This window comes from Pseudomonas sp. efr-133-TYG-23, from assembly GCF_030209215.1.
GTDB lineage: Bacteria > Pseudomonadota > Gammaproteobacteria > Pseudomonadales > Pseudomonadaceae > Aquipseudomonas > Aquipseudomonas rhodesiae.
On the sequence record NZ_JARVSL010000039.1, the window covers coordinates 1 to 16,689 of the forward strand.

Below are 16,689 nucleotides of genomic sequence, written 5' to 3' on the forward strand. Positions count from 1 at the left end.
CGTCAAGATTAAATTCCGAAACCCCAATTGCGAAAGCAGTTGGGGTTTTGTTTTGCGCGCTCGAAAAGCCGTGGGCATCATCAGCGCCGACTTCGGTGCTAGGAAGCTCTATTAGACATATCTTTTAATCAGCCCAAGAGCACCGCCAAATCGCCCGACAAATTTGCACAGTTATTTCTGAACCAGACCACTAGAATAGGCACCTAACCATTTTTAGAGTCAGAGCCCTACTATGCCTGATCCGGTTGATGCCACAGAGGTGTCGGATTTACCGCTGGACGACCTGGTGGCCTGCCATGAGTGCGACCTGCTGATGCGCAAACCCGTGCTCGCTCTTGGCGAAAAAGCCCAGTGCCCACGTTGCGGTTACGAGCTGTACGCTCACCGACATAACGTGGTTGAGCGAAGCCTTGCCTTGGTACTTGCTGCACTGTTGTTGTACATCCCCGCGAACTTTCTGCCGATCATGCAGCTCAATCTACTGGGTCAGTCTTCAGAGGACACCGTGTGGAGCGGCGTTGTCGGTCTCTTCGACACGGGCATGCAGGGTGTAGCCATCGTGGTGTTCCTGTGCAGCATGGGCATTCCCTTGCTCAAGTTGCTGTGTCAGTTAGCCGTGCTGCTGAGCATACGGTGGAACATCGGCCGCAGCTATGGCCTGCTGCTCTATCGTATTTACCACCACTTGAGAGATTGGGGGATGCTGGAGGTCTACTTGATGGGCGTACTGGTGGCGATCGTCAAGCTCGCTGACATGGCGTCCATCACGATTGGCCTGGGCCTTGGCTGTTTTGTCAGTTTGTTGATGGTTCAGGTCCTTCTTGAGGTGGTGATGTCGCCCCACCAGATCTGGCAAGCGCTGTCAGGGGAGGATGATCATGCGGGCGATTGATGCGGGCATTCTGATTTGCACCGAATGCCATGAGTTGAATAAGCAAGAGCCAGATGTCGATGAGCAAGTGTGCAGCCGCTGTGGCGCGCTGGTTCATGCTCGCCGCCCTGATAGCCTTACTCGTACTTGGGCGTTGTTGATCACCGCCGCTTTGCTCTACATCCCTGCCAATATGCTGCCCATCATGACGGTCAACTCCTTGGGGCAAGGCGATCCCAGTACCATCATGGCCGGTGTTATCCAGCTGGTGCAGCACGGTATGTACCCGATTGCGGCAGTGGTATTCATTGCCAGTATTCTTGTGCCGACATTCAAGCTGGTGGGTATCGGTCTGCTACTGTTCTCGGTGCAGCGCCATCAACCACTCTCGGCGCAACAACGTATCGTGATGTACCGTTTTATTGAATTCATTGGCCGCTGGTCCATGTTGGATATCTTCGTGATCGCCATCCTCGTGGCGGTCGTAAACTTTGGACGACTTGCCAGCGTCGAGGCCAACCTCGGCGCTGCGGCGTTCGCCAGTGTGGTGATCTTGACGATGCTTGCCGCTGTAACTTTCGATCCCCGACTGATTTGGGATAACACGGAGTCGGACGACGACCATGAGTGACTTGCCTAAAGCTAAAACCCGCCCTGCTTCCAACTGGTCAGCCATATGGGTGTTGCCTCTGATTGCCCTGATTATCGGCGGATGGCTGGGGTGGCGTGCTTACTCCCAGCAGGGCATCGAAATCCAGGTGCGCTTTGAAAGCGGCGAGGGCATCCAGGTCAACAAAACCGAAGTGGTTTATAAAGGCATGCCCGTGGGCAAGGTCAAAGCCTTGGCACTTGATGACGAAGGCAACAATCGCGGTGTGATCGCCACCATCGAGATGGGTAAGGACGTCGAGCAATACCTCAAAACCAACACGCGCTTCTGGCTGGTCAAGCCCAGCGTCAGCCTCGCGGGCATCACCGGTCTGGAAACCCTGGTATCTGGCAACTACATCGCTGCCAGCCCTGGTGATGGCGAACCCACTCGCAAATTCAAGGCGCTCTCCGAAGAACCGCCTCTGTCCGACGCCAAGCCCGGCCTGCACCTGACCGTCAAAGCCGACCGCCTCGGCTCACTCAACCGGGGCAGCCCGGTGTTCTACAAGCAGATCCAGGTGGGTCAGGTCAAAAGCTATCTGCTGTCCGAAGACCAAAGCACCGTTGAGATCAAACTCTACATCGAGCCGACTTACGCGCACCTGGTGCGCAAACACACGCGTTTTTGGAATGCCAGCGGTATCAGCATCGACGCTAACCTCTCCGGCGTCAAAGTGCGCAGCGAGTCGCTTTCCAGCATCGTGGCCGGTGGTATCGCCTTCGCCACGCCAGAAAATCGCAAAGACAGTCCACCCACCGATCCAAGCCTGCCGTTCCGCTTGTACGAAGATTTCGACGCGGCCGCCGCCGGTATTCGTGTGAAGGTCAAGCTGGCTGACTTCGAAGGCCTGCAAGCGGGGCGCACGCCGGTCATGTACAAGGGCATCCAGGTCGGTAGCCTGAAAACTCTGAAGATCGATCCGGATCTGTCCAGCGCCAATGCGGAATTGACCCTCGACCCCTTGGCTGAAGATTACCTGGTGCAGGACACGCAGTTCTGGGTCGTGAAACCTTCCATCTCCCTTGCCGGCATCACTGGTCTGGAAGCCTTGGTCAAAGGTAACTACATTGCCATCCGCCCTGGTGACAAAGGCAGTGCCCCGCAACGTGAGTTTGTCGCGCGGGCCAAAGCGCCGCCGTTGGACCTGCGTTCTCCGGGCCTGCATATGGTGTTGTTCACCGACAACCTGGGCTCCCTGGATGTCGGCAGCCCGATACTCTACAAGCAGGTCAAAGTCGGTTCGGTGCAGAGCTATCAATTCTCGCGCAAGAGCAAGCAACTGGTGATTGGCGTTCACATCGAGAAGGAATACGAGAACCTCGTCAACGGTTCGACGCGGTTCTGGAATGCCAGCGGCGTGACCCTGACCGGCGGCCTGACCGGCGGTATCCAAGTAAAAAGTGAGTCCCTGGCGAGCCTGATGGCCGGCGGTATCGCTTTCGAAACCCCGCAAGCAAACGTTCCGCTGAAAAAACGTATCCCTCGCTTCCGTCTGTTTGCTGACCGTGAGGCCGCCAATCAACATGGGACCCTCGTCACCATCAAGGTCGACCGCGCCGATGGCCTGCGCCCAGGAACCCCGGTGCGTTTCAAGGGCTTGGATGTGGGCAAGATCGAGAGTGTCGAACTGAGTGCCGATATGCAGTCGGTCATGCTCAGTGCGCGTATCACCCAAGTGGCCGATCGCGTCGCGCGCGTCGGCAGTCAGTTCTGGGTGGTCAAGCCTGAGTTGGGCCTGATGAAAACGTCCAACCTCGACACCCTGGTCACCGGTCAGTACATCGAGGTGCAACCGGCGGCGAAAAATGCCGGCCCGCAGAAAAATTTCGTCGCGCTGAATCAACCGCCGGAAGTCGTGAACCAAGAAGCTGGTTTGAGACTGGTCCTGAGCGCAGCGCGTCGCGGTTCGCTTAAGGAAGGCGTGCCGGTTACCTACCGTGAAGTCACCGTGGGTAAAGTCACCGGTTACGAGCTGGGCCAGACCGCCGACCGTGTGTTGATCCATATCCTGATTGAACCCAAGTACGCGCCGTTGGTGCGCAGTGGCAGCCGTTTCTGGAACACCAGTGGGTTCGGGCTCGACTTCGGCCTGTTCAAAGGCGCAACGGTACGCACCGAGTCCCTGGAGACTCTAGTGGCGGGTGGTATTGCATTCGCCACGCCGGAGGGTGAGCGCATGGGTAACGCCGCGCGTGCCCAACAAACCTTTCCGCTGTTCGACAAGTTCGAAGATGAATGGCTGACCTGGGCGCCCAAAATTCCACTGGGCAAATAAACCGAGGCGCGGCAATCGGGGGCAAGCCCCCTCCCACATAAATCAGGATGTGGGAGGGCTTGCTCCCGACAAGAGCCTCAACATCACCACAAAAAAGGCCGCGATCCATAAGATCGCGGCCTTTTTGCATTTCAGTGCAACCGGTCAGACTTCATCCAGCTCCGGTTCATCCGCCTGCACGTTTACCGTGGCCTTCACCACATCACGACGACGGATGTACTTCCAGTCCGCCTCGTCGATGTAGATACCATTCGGTCCGCTACCGCCTTCCAAGTCGATAGCCACCTGGGCGGAAACCTGGGGTTTCACACTCGCCAGGATCGGCACGAAGCCCAGCTGCAAACTGGTTTCCAGCAGCGCGGCCTGGTTCTTCTCATCAATATCCGCCGCTTCATCCAGGTAGTACGGCAAACGCACGCGACCGGCCTGGTCGCGGTCCATCAAGTGCAGCAACAGATACATGTTGGTCAGAGCCTTGATCGTCATGGTGGTGCCGTTGGACGCCGCGCCATCGATATCGGTGTGAATCACCGGCTGGCCGTTGACCTTAGTGATTTCGAAGGCCAGCTCGAACAGATCCTTGAGGCCCAACTGGTTATGGTTGGCGGCCACCAGGCGAGCCAGGTATTCCTTGGCTTCTTCGTTCTTGTTGTCCTGCTCGGCGCTCTGGCTGAGATCGAACACCGACAGGGTTTCGCCTTCTTCGTATTGACCGGCGCTGTGGATTATCTGGTCGATATGCTTGAGCGCTTCCTTGTTCGGTGCCAGTACGATGCGGAAGCTCTGCAGGTTGGACACCTGACGCTTGTTGATCTCGCGGTTGAACAGCGCCAGTTGGTGTTCCAGGCTGTCGTAGTCGCTGCGGATATTGCGCAAGGTGCGCGCGATATCGGTGACCGCCGCACGGCGTGCCTTGCCCAGGGTCAGGGCTTCATCGGTGCGGTGGGCATAGGCGTTGATCAGCAGTTGCAGGCGACGTTCCACATCATCCTCGCTGTCGAATTTGGCCACACCCTTGAGGCGCACCTGAGCGTACAGCGCTTCGATCTGACCATCGGCGCGCAGCAGGCCCTGCCAACTGTCCTGATAGTCATTGAGCAGCGGCAGCAGGTTGTCCATGGAATCGTCGATAGGGTCCATGAACGGCGTGCCGAACGGCAAGTCCGCAGGCAGTAACTGACGACGACGCAACGCGTCATCCAATGTGCGTTGCTTGGCTTCCATGTCGCCGATTTGACGCCCGACCAGTTGCAGCTTGGCCGACAGTTGCTGGACCCGTTCGGTAAACGCGTCGCTGGAGCGCTTCAACTCGTCCTGAGCCGCTTCCATCTGCGCCAGGCTTTCCAGCTTCTCACCTTCTTCAGCGCTCAAGGTCTGCGCGCGGCGGAAATCTTCCAAGGCTTTCTGTGCGTCCAGCACCTGCTGGTACAGCGCTTCGGTCTGGGTTTTGCTCGCGGCGCGGTCAGCCGCCACGGCTTGCTGGGTTTTGAGCTGCTTGAGTTCTTTTTCCAGGCGCTCTTTCTGGTCGCGCAACGCCGCACGGTCTGCCAAAGCCTGCAATGCCGGCGGTTCGATGTGGGAAATGTCGATAGACAACCCCGGCACTTCAAAGCGCTCGCCCTTGAAGCCATCAAGGATCTGCTCCAGGGATTTAACCCACAGGCCATCCTCATCCAGCGTGATGCCATGCTCGCCCAACGGCAGGCTGAACAGCGCACTGTTGAACAGTCGCATCAGACGCTCGACATCCTGCTGTGAGAATTCTTCCCGCAGCTTGGCGTAGCTGTTGTTGTCCGCATGGTCTAGCTGCTGCTTGACCGACTTCAAGCGCTTTTCCAGGTCACGCAAGCGCTCGTCCAAGTCTTCGGCGCTGAACTGTCGCGACTGCGCCAGCGCGCCCGCGAGTTCGTCGTGAGCATCCTTGGCCGCGAGCAATTGCTGCTCCAGCACTTTCACATCGTCCACCAACGCGAAGCGATGTTTGAGCACCGACAATTCACCCAGCCAACGCTGGATGCCGCTGATTTCCCGCTCCAGGCGCATCAGCTCTTGAGTGCCGCCGCGCTGGTCGTTCTGCAGCGCGTCCTGTTCGTTGCGGTAATGCTCGGCCTGGATGGTCAGCTCTTCCTTGCGTGCACTGGCGTAGTCCGACCAGGTGCCCAGCAACGAATCCAACAGTGGCGACAGGCGATGCAGTTTGCCGCGCAGGATGTCGCGGTGCTTCACGCCATTGGCCAGGGCTTCGACCAGCGGCCCGGCGGCCACCAGGGAGTTGTAGTCCTGTTCCATGCGTCGCACATCGCGGAAGGCTTCTTCGCACGCGGCGATGTAATCCACACTGCCGGAACGCAGGCTGTGTTCAAACGCATCGAGGAACAGCTGCTTGAGCTTGGCCGCGGTGATTTCGCGCATGTGCAGCAGGTTGATAAACAGCGCGCGGAAGGTTTTCAGGCTCTGCTCGCTGGTGGAGCGCAGCGGGATCAATGTCAGGTCCAGCGGGATCGATGTGTGACCGCCGACCAGCAAACGCCGCAGTTCATCCGGCTTGAGTTCGTAAGCCTTGAGGCCCTCGCGCTCAAGGTTGGTGAACAGTTCTTTCTGACGCAGGCAGGTGTCGTTTTTCTGGTAGTGGGCCAGGTCGAGCTTGCCGGCATAGGCAAAGAATTGGTGGCCGAAACCACCGCCCGGCCCGCGACCGACCACACCGATCACATGCGGGCCGTGGGGCAGGGAGACTTCCACGAGGATGTAGCTGGTGTCGCTGGCAAAGTAGAAACGTCGCGATTGTTCCAGGGTGTACTTGCCGAAACTCATGTCCGACATGCGTGCCAGGATCGGGAACTGCAGGGCGTTGATCGAGGCGGACTTACCCAGGTTGTTCGCGCCGTACACCGACAGCGGCTCTTCCAGCGGAAACAAGCCCAGGCTGTAACCGGCGGTGTTCAATAGGGCGAAGCGGCGGATGCCGTAGCGTTCCTTACTCATGCGTCGGTCTCCTGTTCTTCGGCAATGGCGCGGGCCAGGGCGTCTTCTTCGCTCTCGTTGTCAAACTCGCTGAGGTCCAGCGGGTCATCGGTCTGCAGCAGTTTCTCATCGCTGTCTTCGTCGATGATCACCGGCGCCGGCAGTGGCAAGACGCTGTGCACACTGGCTGCCAGGTCGCGGTCCTGCTGCACCGACAGGCACACGTCGAGGAACCGGTGCATTGGCGGCAGGAAGCGGTACACGCCGTTGTCTTCGCTGGCGAATCCGAGCTGGGTCATGCGACGCATGATTTTTTCTTCGAGTTCTTCCTGGGTCTGCACTTCGGCCTGGATAAACAGGTCGCGGTACTTTTCCAGCAGCGACGGCAGTTCGTCGCGGCCCAGGCTGCCACCGTCCAGCACGGCGATTGGGTCGCGGCCCTGGTCGGCCAGGTGCTCGACGATGATGAAGGTGAACAGCGCCAGGCGCTGCGCGGTCTTGTTGACTTGCGCGGCAGCCACGGCGGTGTCGGGCACGAAGTAGTAGAAGCCCCGAGTGTCGCAAACCAGCTCAAAGCCCAGGGCCTTGAACAACGTGCGGTACTGGTCCTGGAAGTTCGACAGTTGGGCGTACAGCTCCGGGTCGCGGCGGCTGACATGGTAACCCTTGAACAGCTCGCGGAAGATCGGCGCCAGCTGGGACAGTTCGGATAGATCAAGATGCATGAGGAGTGCTCGCAGAATGCTCGGCCGCGTCAGGCGTGGCCGGGAGCAGGGCGAAGGAGCGCAGGCTGACCTGGTGCTCGTGGGTGTGATAGTCGCGACGTTCCAGGCGTTCGCGCTTGAAGCGTTTTTCACGGGACAGGCGCGAGAACCAGTACAGCAATTCGTCGGTGGCGCCGTCCGGTTCCTGCTCCAGCAGCCAGGACATCAAGTCCGGCATCGGCAACGCGTCTTCGCAGCGTTCGAGCATCTCTTTGACCGTGCGCGGCGCGCGTTGGGCTTCGCCCTTGTGGGACTTGTGAGCCTTGGGGAACCGCGCAGGCTTGGGCTCGAAATTCGCCAGGGCATACACATAGGCTTCGACCTGGCTCGCACTGCCCAGGAATGTGCTTTGCGGTCGGGTAAACATCGGCATTGCCGCTTGCGGCAGCGCGTCCAGGCCCTTACGTCGAATCGCCGACAAGGCCAGCGCCGCGCCACGGGTCACGGCGTTGTGCCGGCGCGCTTCTTCACGCAGCGGCAGCAGCAGTTCCCGCGCATGGCGCAAGGTCAGTTGGGCGCTGGTCTGCATTTCGAGGATGCGCGCGTGGGTACGCAGCAGCATGTCATCGTCCACCAGATGGCCGAGGCGCTGCTGTTCGGTGAGCAGGCGCAACAGCACGTTTTCCACTTTGCGCACGCCTTGTTCGAAGGCGCCGTCGGCGTTCACCAGTTGGATCATCGGTTCGACGTATTCGTCCCAGGTCGCCAAGACCTCGGCGTAACGCTGGCGCAACGGGATCTGCCGGTCGCTGGTCTTGGCGCGGTCGGCCACGGCGGCCAGGGCCTGTTCGTCGTTGGCGAGTTTTTTCAGCACGTCGCGCACGCGCATGTCGAGCAAGCGCAGTTGGCGGGCCAGGTCGTGGCCGTCGCGGATGTCGAAGGCGTCCTGGATATAACCGGCCAGGCGCTCAAGGTGGCGCAGGTAGGCTTCGATCTCCAGGCACAGGCCCAGCCGGTGCTCCTTGCGAAGATAGGCCAGGAAATCGTGGATCTGCGCGTTAAGCTCGAAGCGATTCGGGCTCTTGGCCACAGGCACGAGGATGTCGAGGCGAATCCACACGTCCAACAGGCTGGTGATGTCCTGGGGCGTGCTGTCCAGTTGTTGGGCGGCCAGTTGCGCGCGCAGCTCGCCGAGGCTCAGGGTGCCTTGGTCGAAGTGTTCGCACAGTGGCTCAAGTAAGGCCCAGTGTTCGGCGAGGGCGCGCAGGACGCGCTTGGGTTCGATCATGGGAATGGCCGCTGGTTGGCGATTAAAAGTCGCGATTGTACTGCATCGCACGGGGGATTTATCCACAGCCGGTCAGTGTGCAGTGGGCGATTGTGAGCGAACAGCGGTAGAATCCCCGCTCTTTACTTATCCACAAGTGGCCGAGCTGTGCTTATCGAGTCCCGACGTCGCGCTTACTTGACCGCCATGCAGGTGGTCAATTGGCTGCCCCGTACCGAACTGCCGTTTGCCGCACCGTCGCGGCCCGAGCTGCTGCAAGCGCTTGAGCCCGACGCGGTGTTCGAGTCTTCGGGGGAGGAAGCGGCCCCGCCGGTCGCGGTGATCAAGTCTGTGCCCGAGACGCGCCCAACGTTGGAGCGGGCCAAGATCGAAGTCCCGCGGCCCTCGCCAGCGGCCAAGCCGGCTGTGGTCGAAGAGGCTGCGCCGGTGGTCAAGGCACCGGTGGTGCCGCCGCCGCGTTTTGCCCTGCAATTGCTGCGCGCCGGGCGTTGCCTGCTGCTGGTGGAGCTGCCCACCGGCGAGCGCTTCCAGACCCGCGACCCGGCCTACCTATTGCTCAAGGACATGCTGCGCGCCGCCGGCCTGCCCGATAGCCCGCAGATCGTCGGCGACCCGGTGCGCTGGCCGCTGCTGACGCGCGGCACCATGGATCAAGGCCCCGAGGCTGCGCGCGACTTCGTGCAAGGCTTTGTGGCGGCGCGCCTGGAAGACGAGCCCAGCGTGTGTGTGTGGTTGATCGGCCTGCCTGCTGTGCGTTTTGCCGGTGAAGCCAACGCCGAGGCGTGGTATCGCGAGCTGCAGGTCGACAGCCTGGGCTCGGTATGGGCCCTGCCGGGCCTGGAACTATTAATGGAAGAGCCACAGCGTAAGGCTGATGTCTGGCAAGCCATGCGCCGGCTGATGGCGCGCTGGAAAACAACCGATGAGTGAGGCTTTATCCTTCCGCCCGATGACCGAGGCCGACCTCGACGCCGTGCTGAAAATCGAATATGCGGCGTTCAGTCACCCCTGGACCCGTGGGATTTTTCTCGATGGGCTGGGCAAGTACCAGATCTGGTTGATGTTCGAAGGCGAGCAGCAAGTGGGGCACGGTGTGGTGCAGATCATCCTCGACGAGGCGCATCTGCTCAATATCACGGTCAAGCCGGAAAACCAGGGCCGCGGTCTGGGCCTGGCATTGCTCGAACACCTGATGTCCCGCGCACATGCCGCGAACGCGCGGGAGTGCTTTTTGGAGGTGCGGGACAGCAACACCGCAGCGTTCCGGTTGTACGAACGCTATGGTTTCAACGAAATCGGCCGTCGCCGGGATTACTACCCGGCCGTGGGTGGCCGGGAAGATGCGGTGGTCATGGCCTGTACTCTGGTCGACTGACCACCCGAGCCAATGTGGGAGGGGTTAAGCCGACTCCCACAGGTGAACCGCGCCAGTCAGCGTTTGCCACCTATAGGGTCGATATCCGCCAGTTCTGCCTCATCCAGTCCATTCCCACCGCCGATATCGTCCTCGTCTACAACACTTAGATCGAAATCGGCAGGTCGGTCTTCCCCGGCCTCTCGCGCATCCCGCGCGCCGTCTTCGTGGATCAGGGTTTCGGGGCTCATGTCGTCGTCGGTGGCTTCATGATCGTCGGTGGAGGCCCCGGTCATCCCGGCTTCACGCACGCGTTCATCAGGCATCAGGTGTTCGCGCTCGCCACGGGGGATTTCGTCGCCGATTTCTGCGCTAGGAGCCTCGTCGTCGAAATCCAGCTCGCGCATCGAGCCCATGCGGTCTTCGTTGTCATCAATCGGTTCGGGCTGGGTAGCGCCGTAGGGACGTCGTGATTCAGTCATGGCCAATCCTCATACTGTGGGGCATATAGTGTGTGGACAGGCACCGCGCCCGAAAGATTCAAGCTAATTGCCGCGCGGCGTGACCTGGACGAGTGGTCGTGTGTCACACAGCTGCGCATCATTCCTGAGGCTTTCCTGATGAACGAACTACAAGACCTGCTTGATAACAACGAACGCTGGGCGGATGCGATCAAACAGGAAGATCCCGAATTCTTCGCCAAGCTCGCCCGCCAGCAAACCCCGGAATACCTATGGATCGGCTGTTCCGATGCACGGGTGCCGGCCAACGAGATCGTCGGCATGTTGCCGGGCGATCTGTTTGTGCACCGCAACGTGGCCAACGTGGTACTGCACACCGACCTCAATTGCCTGTCGGTGATCCAGTACGCGGTCGATGTGCTCAAGGTTAAGCATATCCTCGTCACCGGCCACTATGGCTGCGGTGGCGTGCGGGCTTCGATGCAGGACCGCCAGTTCGGCCTGATCGATGGCTGGCTGCGCACCATTCGTGACCTTTACTACGAAAACCGTGACCTGCTGGCCCAGTTGCCGACCGAAGAGGAGCGCGTCGACCGCTTGTGCGAGTTGAACGTGATTCAGCAGGTGGCCAACGTCGGTCACACCAGCATCGTGCAGAACGCCTGGCATCGCGGGCAGAGCCTGTCGATCCACGGTTGCATTTACGGCATCAAGGATGGCCGCTGGAAGAGTTTGAACACCACCATCAGTGGCTTCGAGCAACTGCCGCCGCAATACCGCCTGCGTCCGTTGGGCGAAGCCTAAGGCCGCTTGCGTTCGCGCCATCGAGCCATGAACGCCTGCCCTTCGGCGTTCAGTGGCTCATCGCGACCGGTGATCCAACCCCGGCAGTTCAACTCGCCGCACTGGCAGGCGAATTGCCGGAACAGCACGTCTTCGGTGTTGGCGTAATCGCGGGTCAGTGGGGCGCCGGCAGGGATGTCGCACAAGGTCCAGACTTCCAGGTAATACAGGTCGAGAAACACATTCGGCGTGCAGGAGTGCGGGAACAGGCCGCTGAACCAGCCATCGTAAAGATGAATGCGCGACGACAGTTGCAGGGTATGCAAGCGCCGCTCACTCAAGGCATAGCCCGATATCTTGGCGATGCAAACGCGGCTTTCGAACGGTACGCGCGCAGTGATCCGCATGGTCAGCCCATCGGCCGATGGCACGACGTCGAAGTCGCGTGTGGAGGGGTAGTCGTTTCCAAGCGCGGGCTTGAACGGGTAAAGACAGTCACTTCTGGCGTTTTTAGCCTTAGCCATGGCCTGAGTCTTCATAACTCTCCTTGGTCAGGCTGCATCGACTCCGTTGGTGGCTGACGACCAGTCTTGCAGCAGATGGGCTCCGGGCAAGACTCGCTGATGTTGGATCCGATTTCTACTGTCAAATCTGACAGTAGAAATCGGCTGTTTTTTGTGCCTTTTACAGCGCTGGGGCCGTGATCGTGGGGGTTGGCGCCGGTTCCTTCAGCTGTTTTAGATGAGTTTTGATCGGCGGCGTGGCGCATTTGGCATTGGCTTGTTCCGGCGTCAGCTTGCGTACCGAGGTGTAGAACAGCTCACAGGTCTGCTCCTTGCGCGTGACTTGCCAGGTATTCATGCAGGCTTTGAGCAACACATTCGGGTCGCTGGCCGGTTTCTGCCCCATACCGGCCTGCCAGCAGGCGGCACTCAAATCCTGGCCCATGACTTTCAAACCTGCCTCATCGGCCTTCTGCTCGTTGCCGTCATAGGTCGCCGGGTCGGCGGCATACCAAATGTAACTGGGGTGGTTGGAGCCCAGCACCGATACGTTCTGGCCGGCGGCCGGGCTGATCTGCGCCAGGCCCAGCACGCCCACGGTTTGCCCATATTGCTGCTTGATCCAGTTACGCACCGGTGCGCCGAACGCCACCATCGGCAGCGCTCCGTTGGGCAACAGGCTCAGCTCCTTGACCATACGCGTCTGGTAGTCGGTGAAGTAGCTGTAGACCGCCTCCAGGTCTTTACCGGCGTTGGACGGTGCGGCGATGGGGGCGATATCGATAATGGTCTGATAGGCCGGAGTCTCGGTGGCGGGGACGCCGTTATCAGTGAGCAGCGTCGCCCAGCGGTCGGTAGTGGCCGATTCCAGGTAGTCCTGGGCCTGAGTCAACGAGTAGTCCGGCGGGAAGTGCAACAACTCGATGCTCTTACGGTTCTCCAAGGCCATGCCCAGCGGCAGGAACAGGTACCAGTTATAGGCCCACTTTCCGTCGCTGTTGAGTTTGCTGGCGCCCTGATACGCCAGGTCGGCGGTGTCGAGCAGGGTGGTCAACGGTTGACCATAGGTGTCCGGCACACCGCTGAACGTCGCCGTGAGCTGGCCGTCATGGCTTTTCACGCTGACTTTGGCGCGGCTGTAACCGTCGCGTTGCAAGCTCTGGTTCAGGTAATGCTCGGCGGTCTGCTCCAGTGTCCATGGCCGAAAACAGATCACATTGCAGTTATTGGGAAACGCGAATAATTGGGTGACGCGTTGCGTGCTGCCCAAAGATACTTCGATATCGGCCTGCACGACCGCACTGGCCATCAGTGCGGCCAGGGTCAGGGACAGCCTGGTCGATTTGAACATAATTGATTCCTTGTCAGCGAAAGCCCGTCTGCGCGGGATGAAGGCCCACTTGCACACAGTAGCGGCTGACCAGGAAAACCGCGTGCTAAATCGCCAAGGGTGTCGCTATTGGATAAGAAACTGTAGGGCGTTGCTTAGATCGCCCATCGGTGCCTGACCGCGCGCAACCATAGCGTCATCGCGCTGCTTGAGGCCGGGCAGGGTCTCCAACTGGAATACCCGGGTGATCAGGCGCAGGATCGATGCGGTGTCGTATACCGTATGGTCCACGGTGCCCTTGCGCGCAAACGGCGACACCACCAGCGCCGGCACCCGACTGCCCGGCCCCCAGCGGTCGCCCTTAGGCGGCGCGACGTGGTCCCACCAGCCGCCGTTTTCATCGACGGTCACCACCACCACCATGTTTTTCCATTGGGGGCTTTCCTGCAGCACCTTCAAGACACGCGCGATATGGCGATCGCCCGAAGCCACATCGGCATAACCGGCGTGCATGTTCAGGTTGCCCTGGGGCTTGTAGAACGTCACCGCCGGCAGCTTTCCGGCTTGTGCATCGGCCAGGAACTTGTTGGTACTGGACTCATCGCCCAACCCACCATCACGTAGACGTTTGCTGCGTTCCGCCGGGTTCTGCGGCCCCTGTTGCTTGAAGTAATTGAACGGCTGATGGTGGTACTGGAAATTAGGGATCTTCGGGATACCGCCCGAGTCCTTGAACTGATCCAGCGTCGCCTGCCACGCCCCGGCGTACCAGGCCCAGTCGATATTCTTCTGCGACAGCTTGTCGCCGATGTGTTCGTGGGTCTGCGGCACCAGCACGTTGGGCAGGTCGGGCTTGGAGTAGTCCGGGTTTTGCGGGTCGCGTATCCAGGTCGGCCAATAGGGCGGGGCCAGGGTATTGACCGCGTAACCGTCCGGGGTCAGTGCGCTGGGACCGAACTGCGGCGGGCCGCTCATCGCGCTGGCCGGGGAATTGTCCAGCGGCTTGAGGCGCGTGTCGGTGGGGTCATCGCTTTGCAACGTGGCGATCTGCGATTTAGCCACCGATTGTGCGGCGTTCGGGTACACCGGCGCGGTGGCGCTGATCAGGTATTGGTGGTTGAGAAACGAACCGCCAAACGCACCCTGGAAGAAGTTGTCGCAGAGCACGAACTCTTTGGCTACATCCCACAGGCGCAGGGAATAACGGCTCTGGGCGTAATGGCCCATCACCAGCCCGCCGGCGTCGGCCCAGGCGACAAAACCGTCGTTCTTGCCACCGTTGATCTGCATCTGGTTCTGGTAAAACACATGCCATAGATCGCGGGTTACAAGGCTCAACGGCAAGTCTTCGGCATTCGGGCCCTTGAGGGCGAACGGTGCGTTGGGCAGGTTTTCCTGGAATTGCACTGCGTTGGGGTAGGTCACCCCGTCCACGCTTTGCGGCCCGACCTGCAGCACACCGCCCCAGGCTGGAGGCAGGGTGGCCAACAGGCTGCCGTCGCGGTCGCGTTGCTGGTATTGAGCGGCAGACAGCGCCGACAGCGGTTTCTCCACGCCGGGGAAATCCGCAAACAAATTATTGAAGCTGCGGTTTTCGGCGTAGATCACCACCACGGTTTTAACCTGATCGCGCAGGGCTTTGTCTAGCTCCTGCGGGGTCAGTGGCCGTGTCTGGGGTGGGTTTGGCTCTTCGCCGGTGTGGCCGCAGCCGCTCAAGGTAGCGCCCACCCCCAGTACCGCCGCGCCTCCCAGGAAGCGCCGACGGCTGGTGTCCACGGGCGGTTGAGTTACGGAATCGTTGGAGGGGCGGTCTTCGTGCTCGTCGCTCATTGCGGGGGAGTCCTGGCGAGATATTGCAAGATGTTTCGCAGGACGGTAGCAGGGGGAGATGACGGAACCAAGACAACAGCGCGACCTGCCGGAGCTGCGAGGCCCTGTGGGAGGGGGCTTGCCCCCGATGACGGCCTGACAGTCGACTAAAGTTTCGCATCAGACCGAGTACATATACCGGCTGGCGCGCCTGACCGACTGCGCCCGTTGCAATAACTGGCGCAGTCCCCATTCGCCTACGGCATCACCGGTGGCAAATACGCCAGCGTGGTCCCCAGTGCCCACAACAAAAACAACACCAGCGGCGTGTGCACCAGCAATTGCACGAACGAGAAACCGATCAAATCCCTCGCTTTAAGCCCCAGCACGCCCAATAGCGGCAGCATATAGAACGGGTTGATCAGGTTCGGCAGCGCTTCGGCGGCGTTGTAGATCTGTACCGACCAGCCCAGGTGGTACTGCAGATCGTTGGCCACTTGCATCACATACGGTGCCTCGATGATCCACTTGCCGCCGCCCGACGGAATAAAGAAGCCCAGCACCGCCGAGTACACACCCATCAGCAGCGCGTAGGTGTCGTGGGAGGCAATGGAGGTGAAGAACGTTGAGATATGGTGCGCCAGGGTCTGGCCGTCGCCGCCCTTGACCACCGTCATCAGCGCGGCGATCGAACCGTACAACGGGAATTGGATCAACACCCCGGTAGTGGTTGGCACCGCGCGGGCCACGGCATCCAGGAAGCTGCGCGGGCGCCAGTGCAACAGCGCACCGACCATGATGAACAGGAAGTTATAGGTATTGAGCCCCGAGATGGCACTGATCGCCGGCTTGGTCGAGAACTCATGGAACAGCCAACCGGCGGCCAGCAGCGCCAGCAGAATGGTCAGCAGCGGGCTGTGTTCCAGCCATTCGCCGGGGCGCGTCGGCGCCTGTGGCTTGGGCAGGTTGAAGGCCGGGTCGACGCCGCAGGCCTGGGCGTCGCGGGCGCTGTTCGGGCCGGGGGCGGTGGCGTAGGCGATGATCAGCGACACCACGATCAGCGCCAGCAACAGCACACCGGACTGCCACAGGAAGATCGTCTCGGTGAAGGGGATCATCCCGGTGATCGCCAGGATCGATGGCGGCAAACTGCCTGGGTTGGCCTGCAACTGCGCGGCCGACGACGACAACCCCAGGGCCCACACGGCGCCCAGGCCCAGGTAGGCGGCCGCACCCGCCGCGCGGTAATCCATGCGCAGATCAGTGCGCCGGGCCAGGGCGCGTACCAGCAACCCGCCGAACACCAGGGACAAGCCCCAGTTTAGCAGCGACGCGACCATGGAAATCAGCGCCACCCACGCCACGGCCGAGCGGCCGTTCTTGGGGATGCGCGCCAGCCGGTCAATCAGGCGCACCGCTGGCGGTGAGCTGGCGACCACATAACCGCCGATTACCACAAAGGCCATTTGCATGGTGAACGGGATCAGGCTCCAGAAACCATCGCCAAAGGCTTTGGCGGCGTCGGTCGGGGCGGCGCCCATGCCCAGGGTCGCCACGGCCACGATGATCACCGCCAGTGCGGCGAACACCCAGGAGTCCGGGAACCAGCGTTCGGCAAAGTTGGAGCAGCGCAGGGCAAATCGGGCATAGCGGCTTTCTTCGATAGCGTCGGCCACGAGTCATTCCTCTTGTCGT

At 60.6% G+C, this 16,689-nt stretch carries 14 protein-coding genes; 6 read left to right on the forward strand and 8 right to left on the reverse strand.

Annotated elements, in window-relative coordinates; translation table 11 throughout:
* Positions 1-232 precede the first annotated feature (232 nt).
* Genes QRN41_RS23050 through QRN41_RS23060 form a run of 3 tightly spaced genes read left to right on the forward strand, consistent with a single transcriptional unit; the run spans position 233 to position 3,798 of the window.
* On the forward strand, positions 233-892 hold the full coding sequence (locus tag QRN41_RS23050) for a paraquat-inducible protein A (RefSeq protein ID WP_167417804.1): 660 nt from the start codon (positions 233-235) through the stop codon (positions 890-892).
* The gene (locus QRN41_RS23055) at positions 879-1,502 is read left to right on the forward strand and encodes a paraquat-inducible protein A (RefSeq protein ID WP_034095740.1); all 624 of its coding nucleotides are present in this window, start codon (positions 879-881) and stop codon (positions 1,500-1,502) included. Before QRN41_RS23050 ends, QRN41_RS23055 begins: the two co-directional genes overlap by 14 nt.
* The gene (locus tag QRN41_RS23060; RefSeq protein WP_167417803.1) at positions 1,495-3,798 is read left to right on the forward strand and encodes a PqiB family protein; all 2,304 of its coding nucleotides are present in this window, start codon (positions 1,495-1,497) and stop codon (positions 3,796-3,798) included. Before QRN41_RS23055 ends, QRN41_RS23060 begins: the two co-directional genes overlap by 8 nt.
* A gap of 144 nt (positions 3,799-3,942) precedes the next feature.
* Here QRN41_RS23060 and mksF read toward each other — a convergent pair whose 3' ends face one another.
* The 3 genes from mksF to mksB are packed head-to-tail and all read right to left on the reverse strand — an operon-like array spanning position 3,943 to position 8,754.
* Positions 3,943-6,783 (reverse strand): Mks condensin complex protein MksF, encoded by a 2,841-nt coding sequence (mksF, locus tag QRN41_RS23065; RefSeq protein WP_034095742.1) that lies wholly within the window; start codon positions 6,781-6,783, stop codon positions 3,943-3,945.
* A complete protein-coding gene (gene mksE, locus QRN41_RS23070; protein WP_034095743.1) occupies positions 6,780-7,487 on the reverse strand; it encodes an Mks condensin complex protein MksE in 708 nt (235 codons plus the stop codon). The genes mksF and mksE overlap by 4 nt, the downstream gene beginning before the upstream one ends.
* The gene (gene mksB / locus QRN41_RS23075; RefSeq protein ID WP_167417802.1) at positions 7,477-8,754 is read right to left on the reverse strand and encodes an Mks condensin complex protein MksB; all 1,278 of its coding nucleotides are present in this window, start codon (positions 8,752-8,754) and stop codon (positions 7,477-7,479) included. Before mksB ends, mksE begins: the two co-directional genes overlap by 11 nt.
* Before the next feature lie 186 nt (positions 8,755-8,940).
* Between mksB and QRN41_RS23080 the strand changes: the two genes are divergently transcribed.
* On the forward strand, positions 8,941-9,684 hold the full coding sequence (locus QRN41_RS23080) for an energy transducer TonB (RefSeq protein ID WP_167417806.1): 744 nt from the start codon (positions 8,941-8,943) through the stop codon (positions 9,682-9,684).
* Positions 9,677-10,129 carry a ribosomal protein S18-alanine N-acetyltransferase gene (gene rimI / locus QRN41_RS23085; protein WP_034095746.1) on the forward strand — a complete coding sequence of 151 codons (453 nt, stop codon included), beginning with the start codon at positions 9,677-9,679 and terminating at the stop codon, positions 10,127-10,129. Before QRN41_RS23080 ends, rimI begins: the two co-directional genes overlap by 8 nt.
* A 56-nt stretch (positions 10,130-10,185) precedes the next feature.
* Here rimI and QRN41_RS23090 read toward each other — a convergent pair whose 3' ends face one another.
* The gene (locus QRN41_RS23090; RefSeq protein WP_167417801.1) at positions 10,186-10,590 is read right to left on the reverse strand and encodes a serine kinase/phosphatase; all 405 of its coding nucleotides are present in this window, start codon (positions 10,588-10,590) and stop codon (positions 10,186-10,188) included.
* A 138-nt stretch (positions 10,591-10,728) separates the two neighbouring features.
* On the opposite strand from QRN41_RS23090, the gene can reads away from it, so the two are divergent.
* Positions 10,729-11,373 carry a carbonate dehydratase gene (can, locus tag QRN41_RS23095; RefSeq protein ID WP_010213394.1) on the forward strand — a complete coding sequence of 215 codons (645 nt, stop codon included), beginning with the start codon at positions 10,729-10,731 and terminating at the stop codon, positions 11,371-11,373.
* Here the strand turns inward: can and QRN41_RS23100 are convergent.
* The 4 genes from QRN41_RS23100 to QRN41_RS23115 form a co-directional block, all read right to left on the reverse strand.
* A complete protein-coding gene (locus QRN41_RS23100; protein WP_167417800.1) occupies positions 11,370-11,891 on the reverse strand; it encodes an SET domain-containing protein in 522 nt (173 codons plus the stop codon). The two genes, can and QRN41_RS23100, sit on opposite strands and share 4 nt — an antisense overlap.
* Before the next feature lie 145 nt (positions 11,892-12,036).
* The gene (locus QRN41_RS23105; protein ID WP_123480750.1) at positions 12,037-13,206 is read right to left on the reverse strand and encodes a hypothetical protein; all 1,170 of its coding nucleotides are present in this window, start codon (positions 13,204-13,206) and stop codon (positions 12,037-12,039) included.
* Between the two features lie 105 nt (positions 13,207-13,311).
* On the reverse strand, positions 13,312-15,015 hold the full coding sequence (locus QRN41_RS23110; protein ID WP_167417799.1) for an acid phosphatase: 1,704 nt from the start codon (positions 15,013-15,015) through the stop codon (positions 13,312-13,314).
* 236 nt (positions 15,016-15,251) lie between these two features.
* Positions 15,252-16,670, reverse strand: coding sequence for a short-chain fatty acid transporter (locus QRN41_RS23115; protein ID WP_034095752.1), 1,419 nt, complete (start codon positions 16,668-16,670; stop codon positions 15,252-15,254).
* Positions 16,671-16,689 lie beyond the last annotated feature (19 nt).

Bases quoted from the DNA above. Each gene is read 5' to 3' on its own strand.
- QRN41_RS23050 (WP_167417804.1), top strand. From the start codon at position 233: ATGCCTGATCCGGTTGATGCCACAGAGGTGTCGGATTTACCGCTGGAC.
- QRN41_RS23055 (WP_034095740.1), top strand. From the start codon at position 879: ATGCGGGCGATTGATGCGGGCATTCTGATTTGCACCGAATGCCATGAG.
- QRN41_RS23060 (WP_167417803.1), top strand. From the start codon at position 1,495: ATGAGTGACTTGCCTAAAGCTAAAACCCGCCCTGCTTCCAACTGGTCA.
- mksF (WP_034095742.1), bottom strand. From the start codon at position 6,783: ATGAGTAAGGAACGCTACGGCATCCGCCGCTTCGCCCTATTGAACACC.
- mksE (WP_034095743.1), bottom strand. From the start codon at position 7,487: ATGCATCTTGATCTATCCGAACTGTCCCAGCTGGCGCCGATCTTCCGC.
- mksB (WP_167417802.1), bottom strand. From the start codon at position 8,754: ATGATCGAACCCAAGCGCGTCCTGCGCGCCCTCGCCGAACACTGGGCC.
- QRN41_RS23080 (WP_167417806.1), top strand. From the start codon at position 8,941: ATGCAGGTGGTCAATTGGCTGCCCCGTACCGAACTGCCGTTTGCCGCA.
- rimI (WP_034095746.1), top strand. From the start codon at position 9,677: ATGAGTGAGGCTTTATCCTTCCGCCCGATGACCGAGGCCGACCTCGAC.
- QRN41_RS23090 (WP_167417801.1), bottom strand. From the start codon at position 10,590: ATGACTGAATCACGACGTCCCTACGGCGCTACCCAGCCCGAACCGATT.
- can (WP_010213394.1), top strand. From the start codon at position 10,729: ATGAACGAACTACAAGACCTGCTTGATAACAACGAACGCTGGGCGGAT.
- QRN41_RS23100 (WP_167417800.1), bottom strand. From the start codon at position 11,891: ATGAAGACTCAGGCCATGGCTAAGGCTAAAAACGCCAGAAGTGACTGT.
- QRN41_RS23105 (WP_123480750.1), bottom strand. From the start codon at position 13,206: ATGTTCAAATCGACCAGGCTGTCCCTGACCCTGGCCGCACTGATGGCC.
- QRN41_RS23110 (WP_167417799.1), bottom strand. From the start codon at position 15,015: ATGAGCGACGAGCACGAAGACCGCCCCTCCAACGATTCCGTAACTCAA.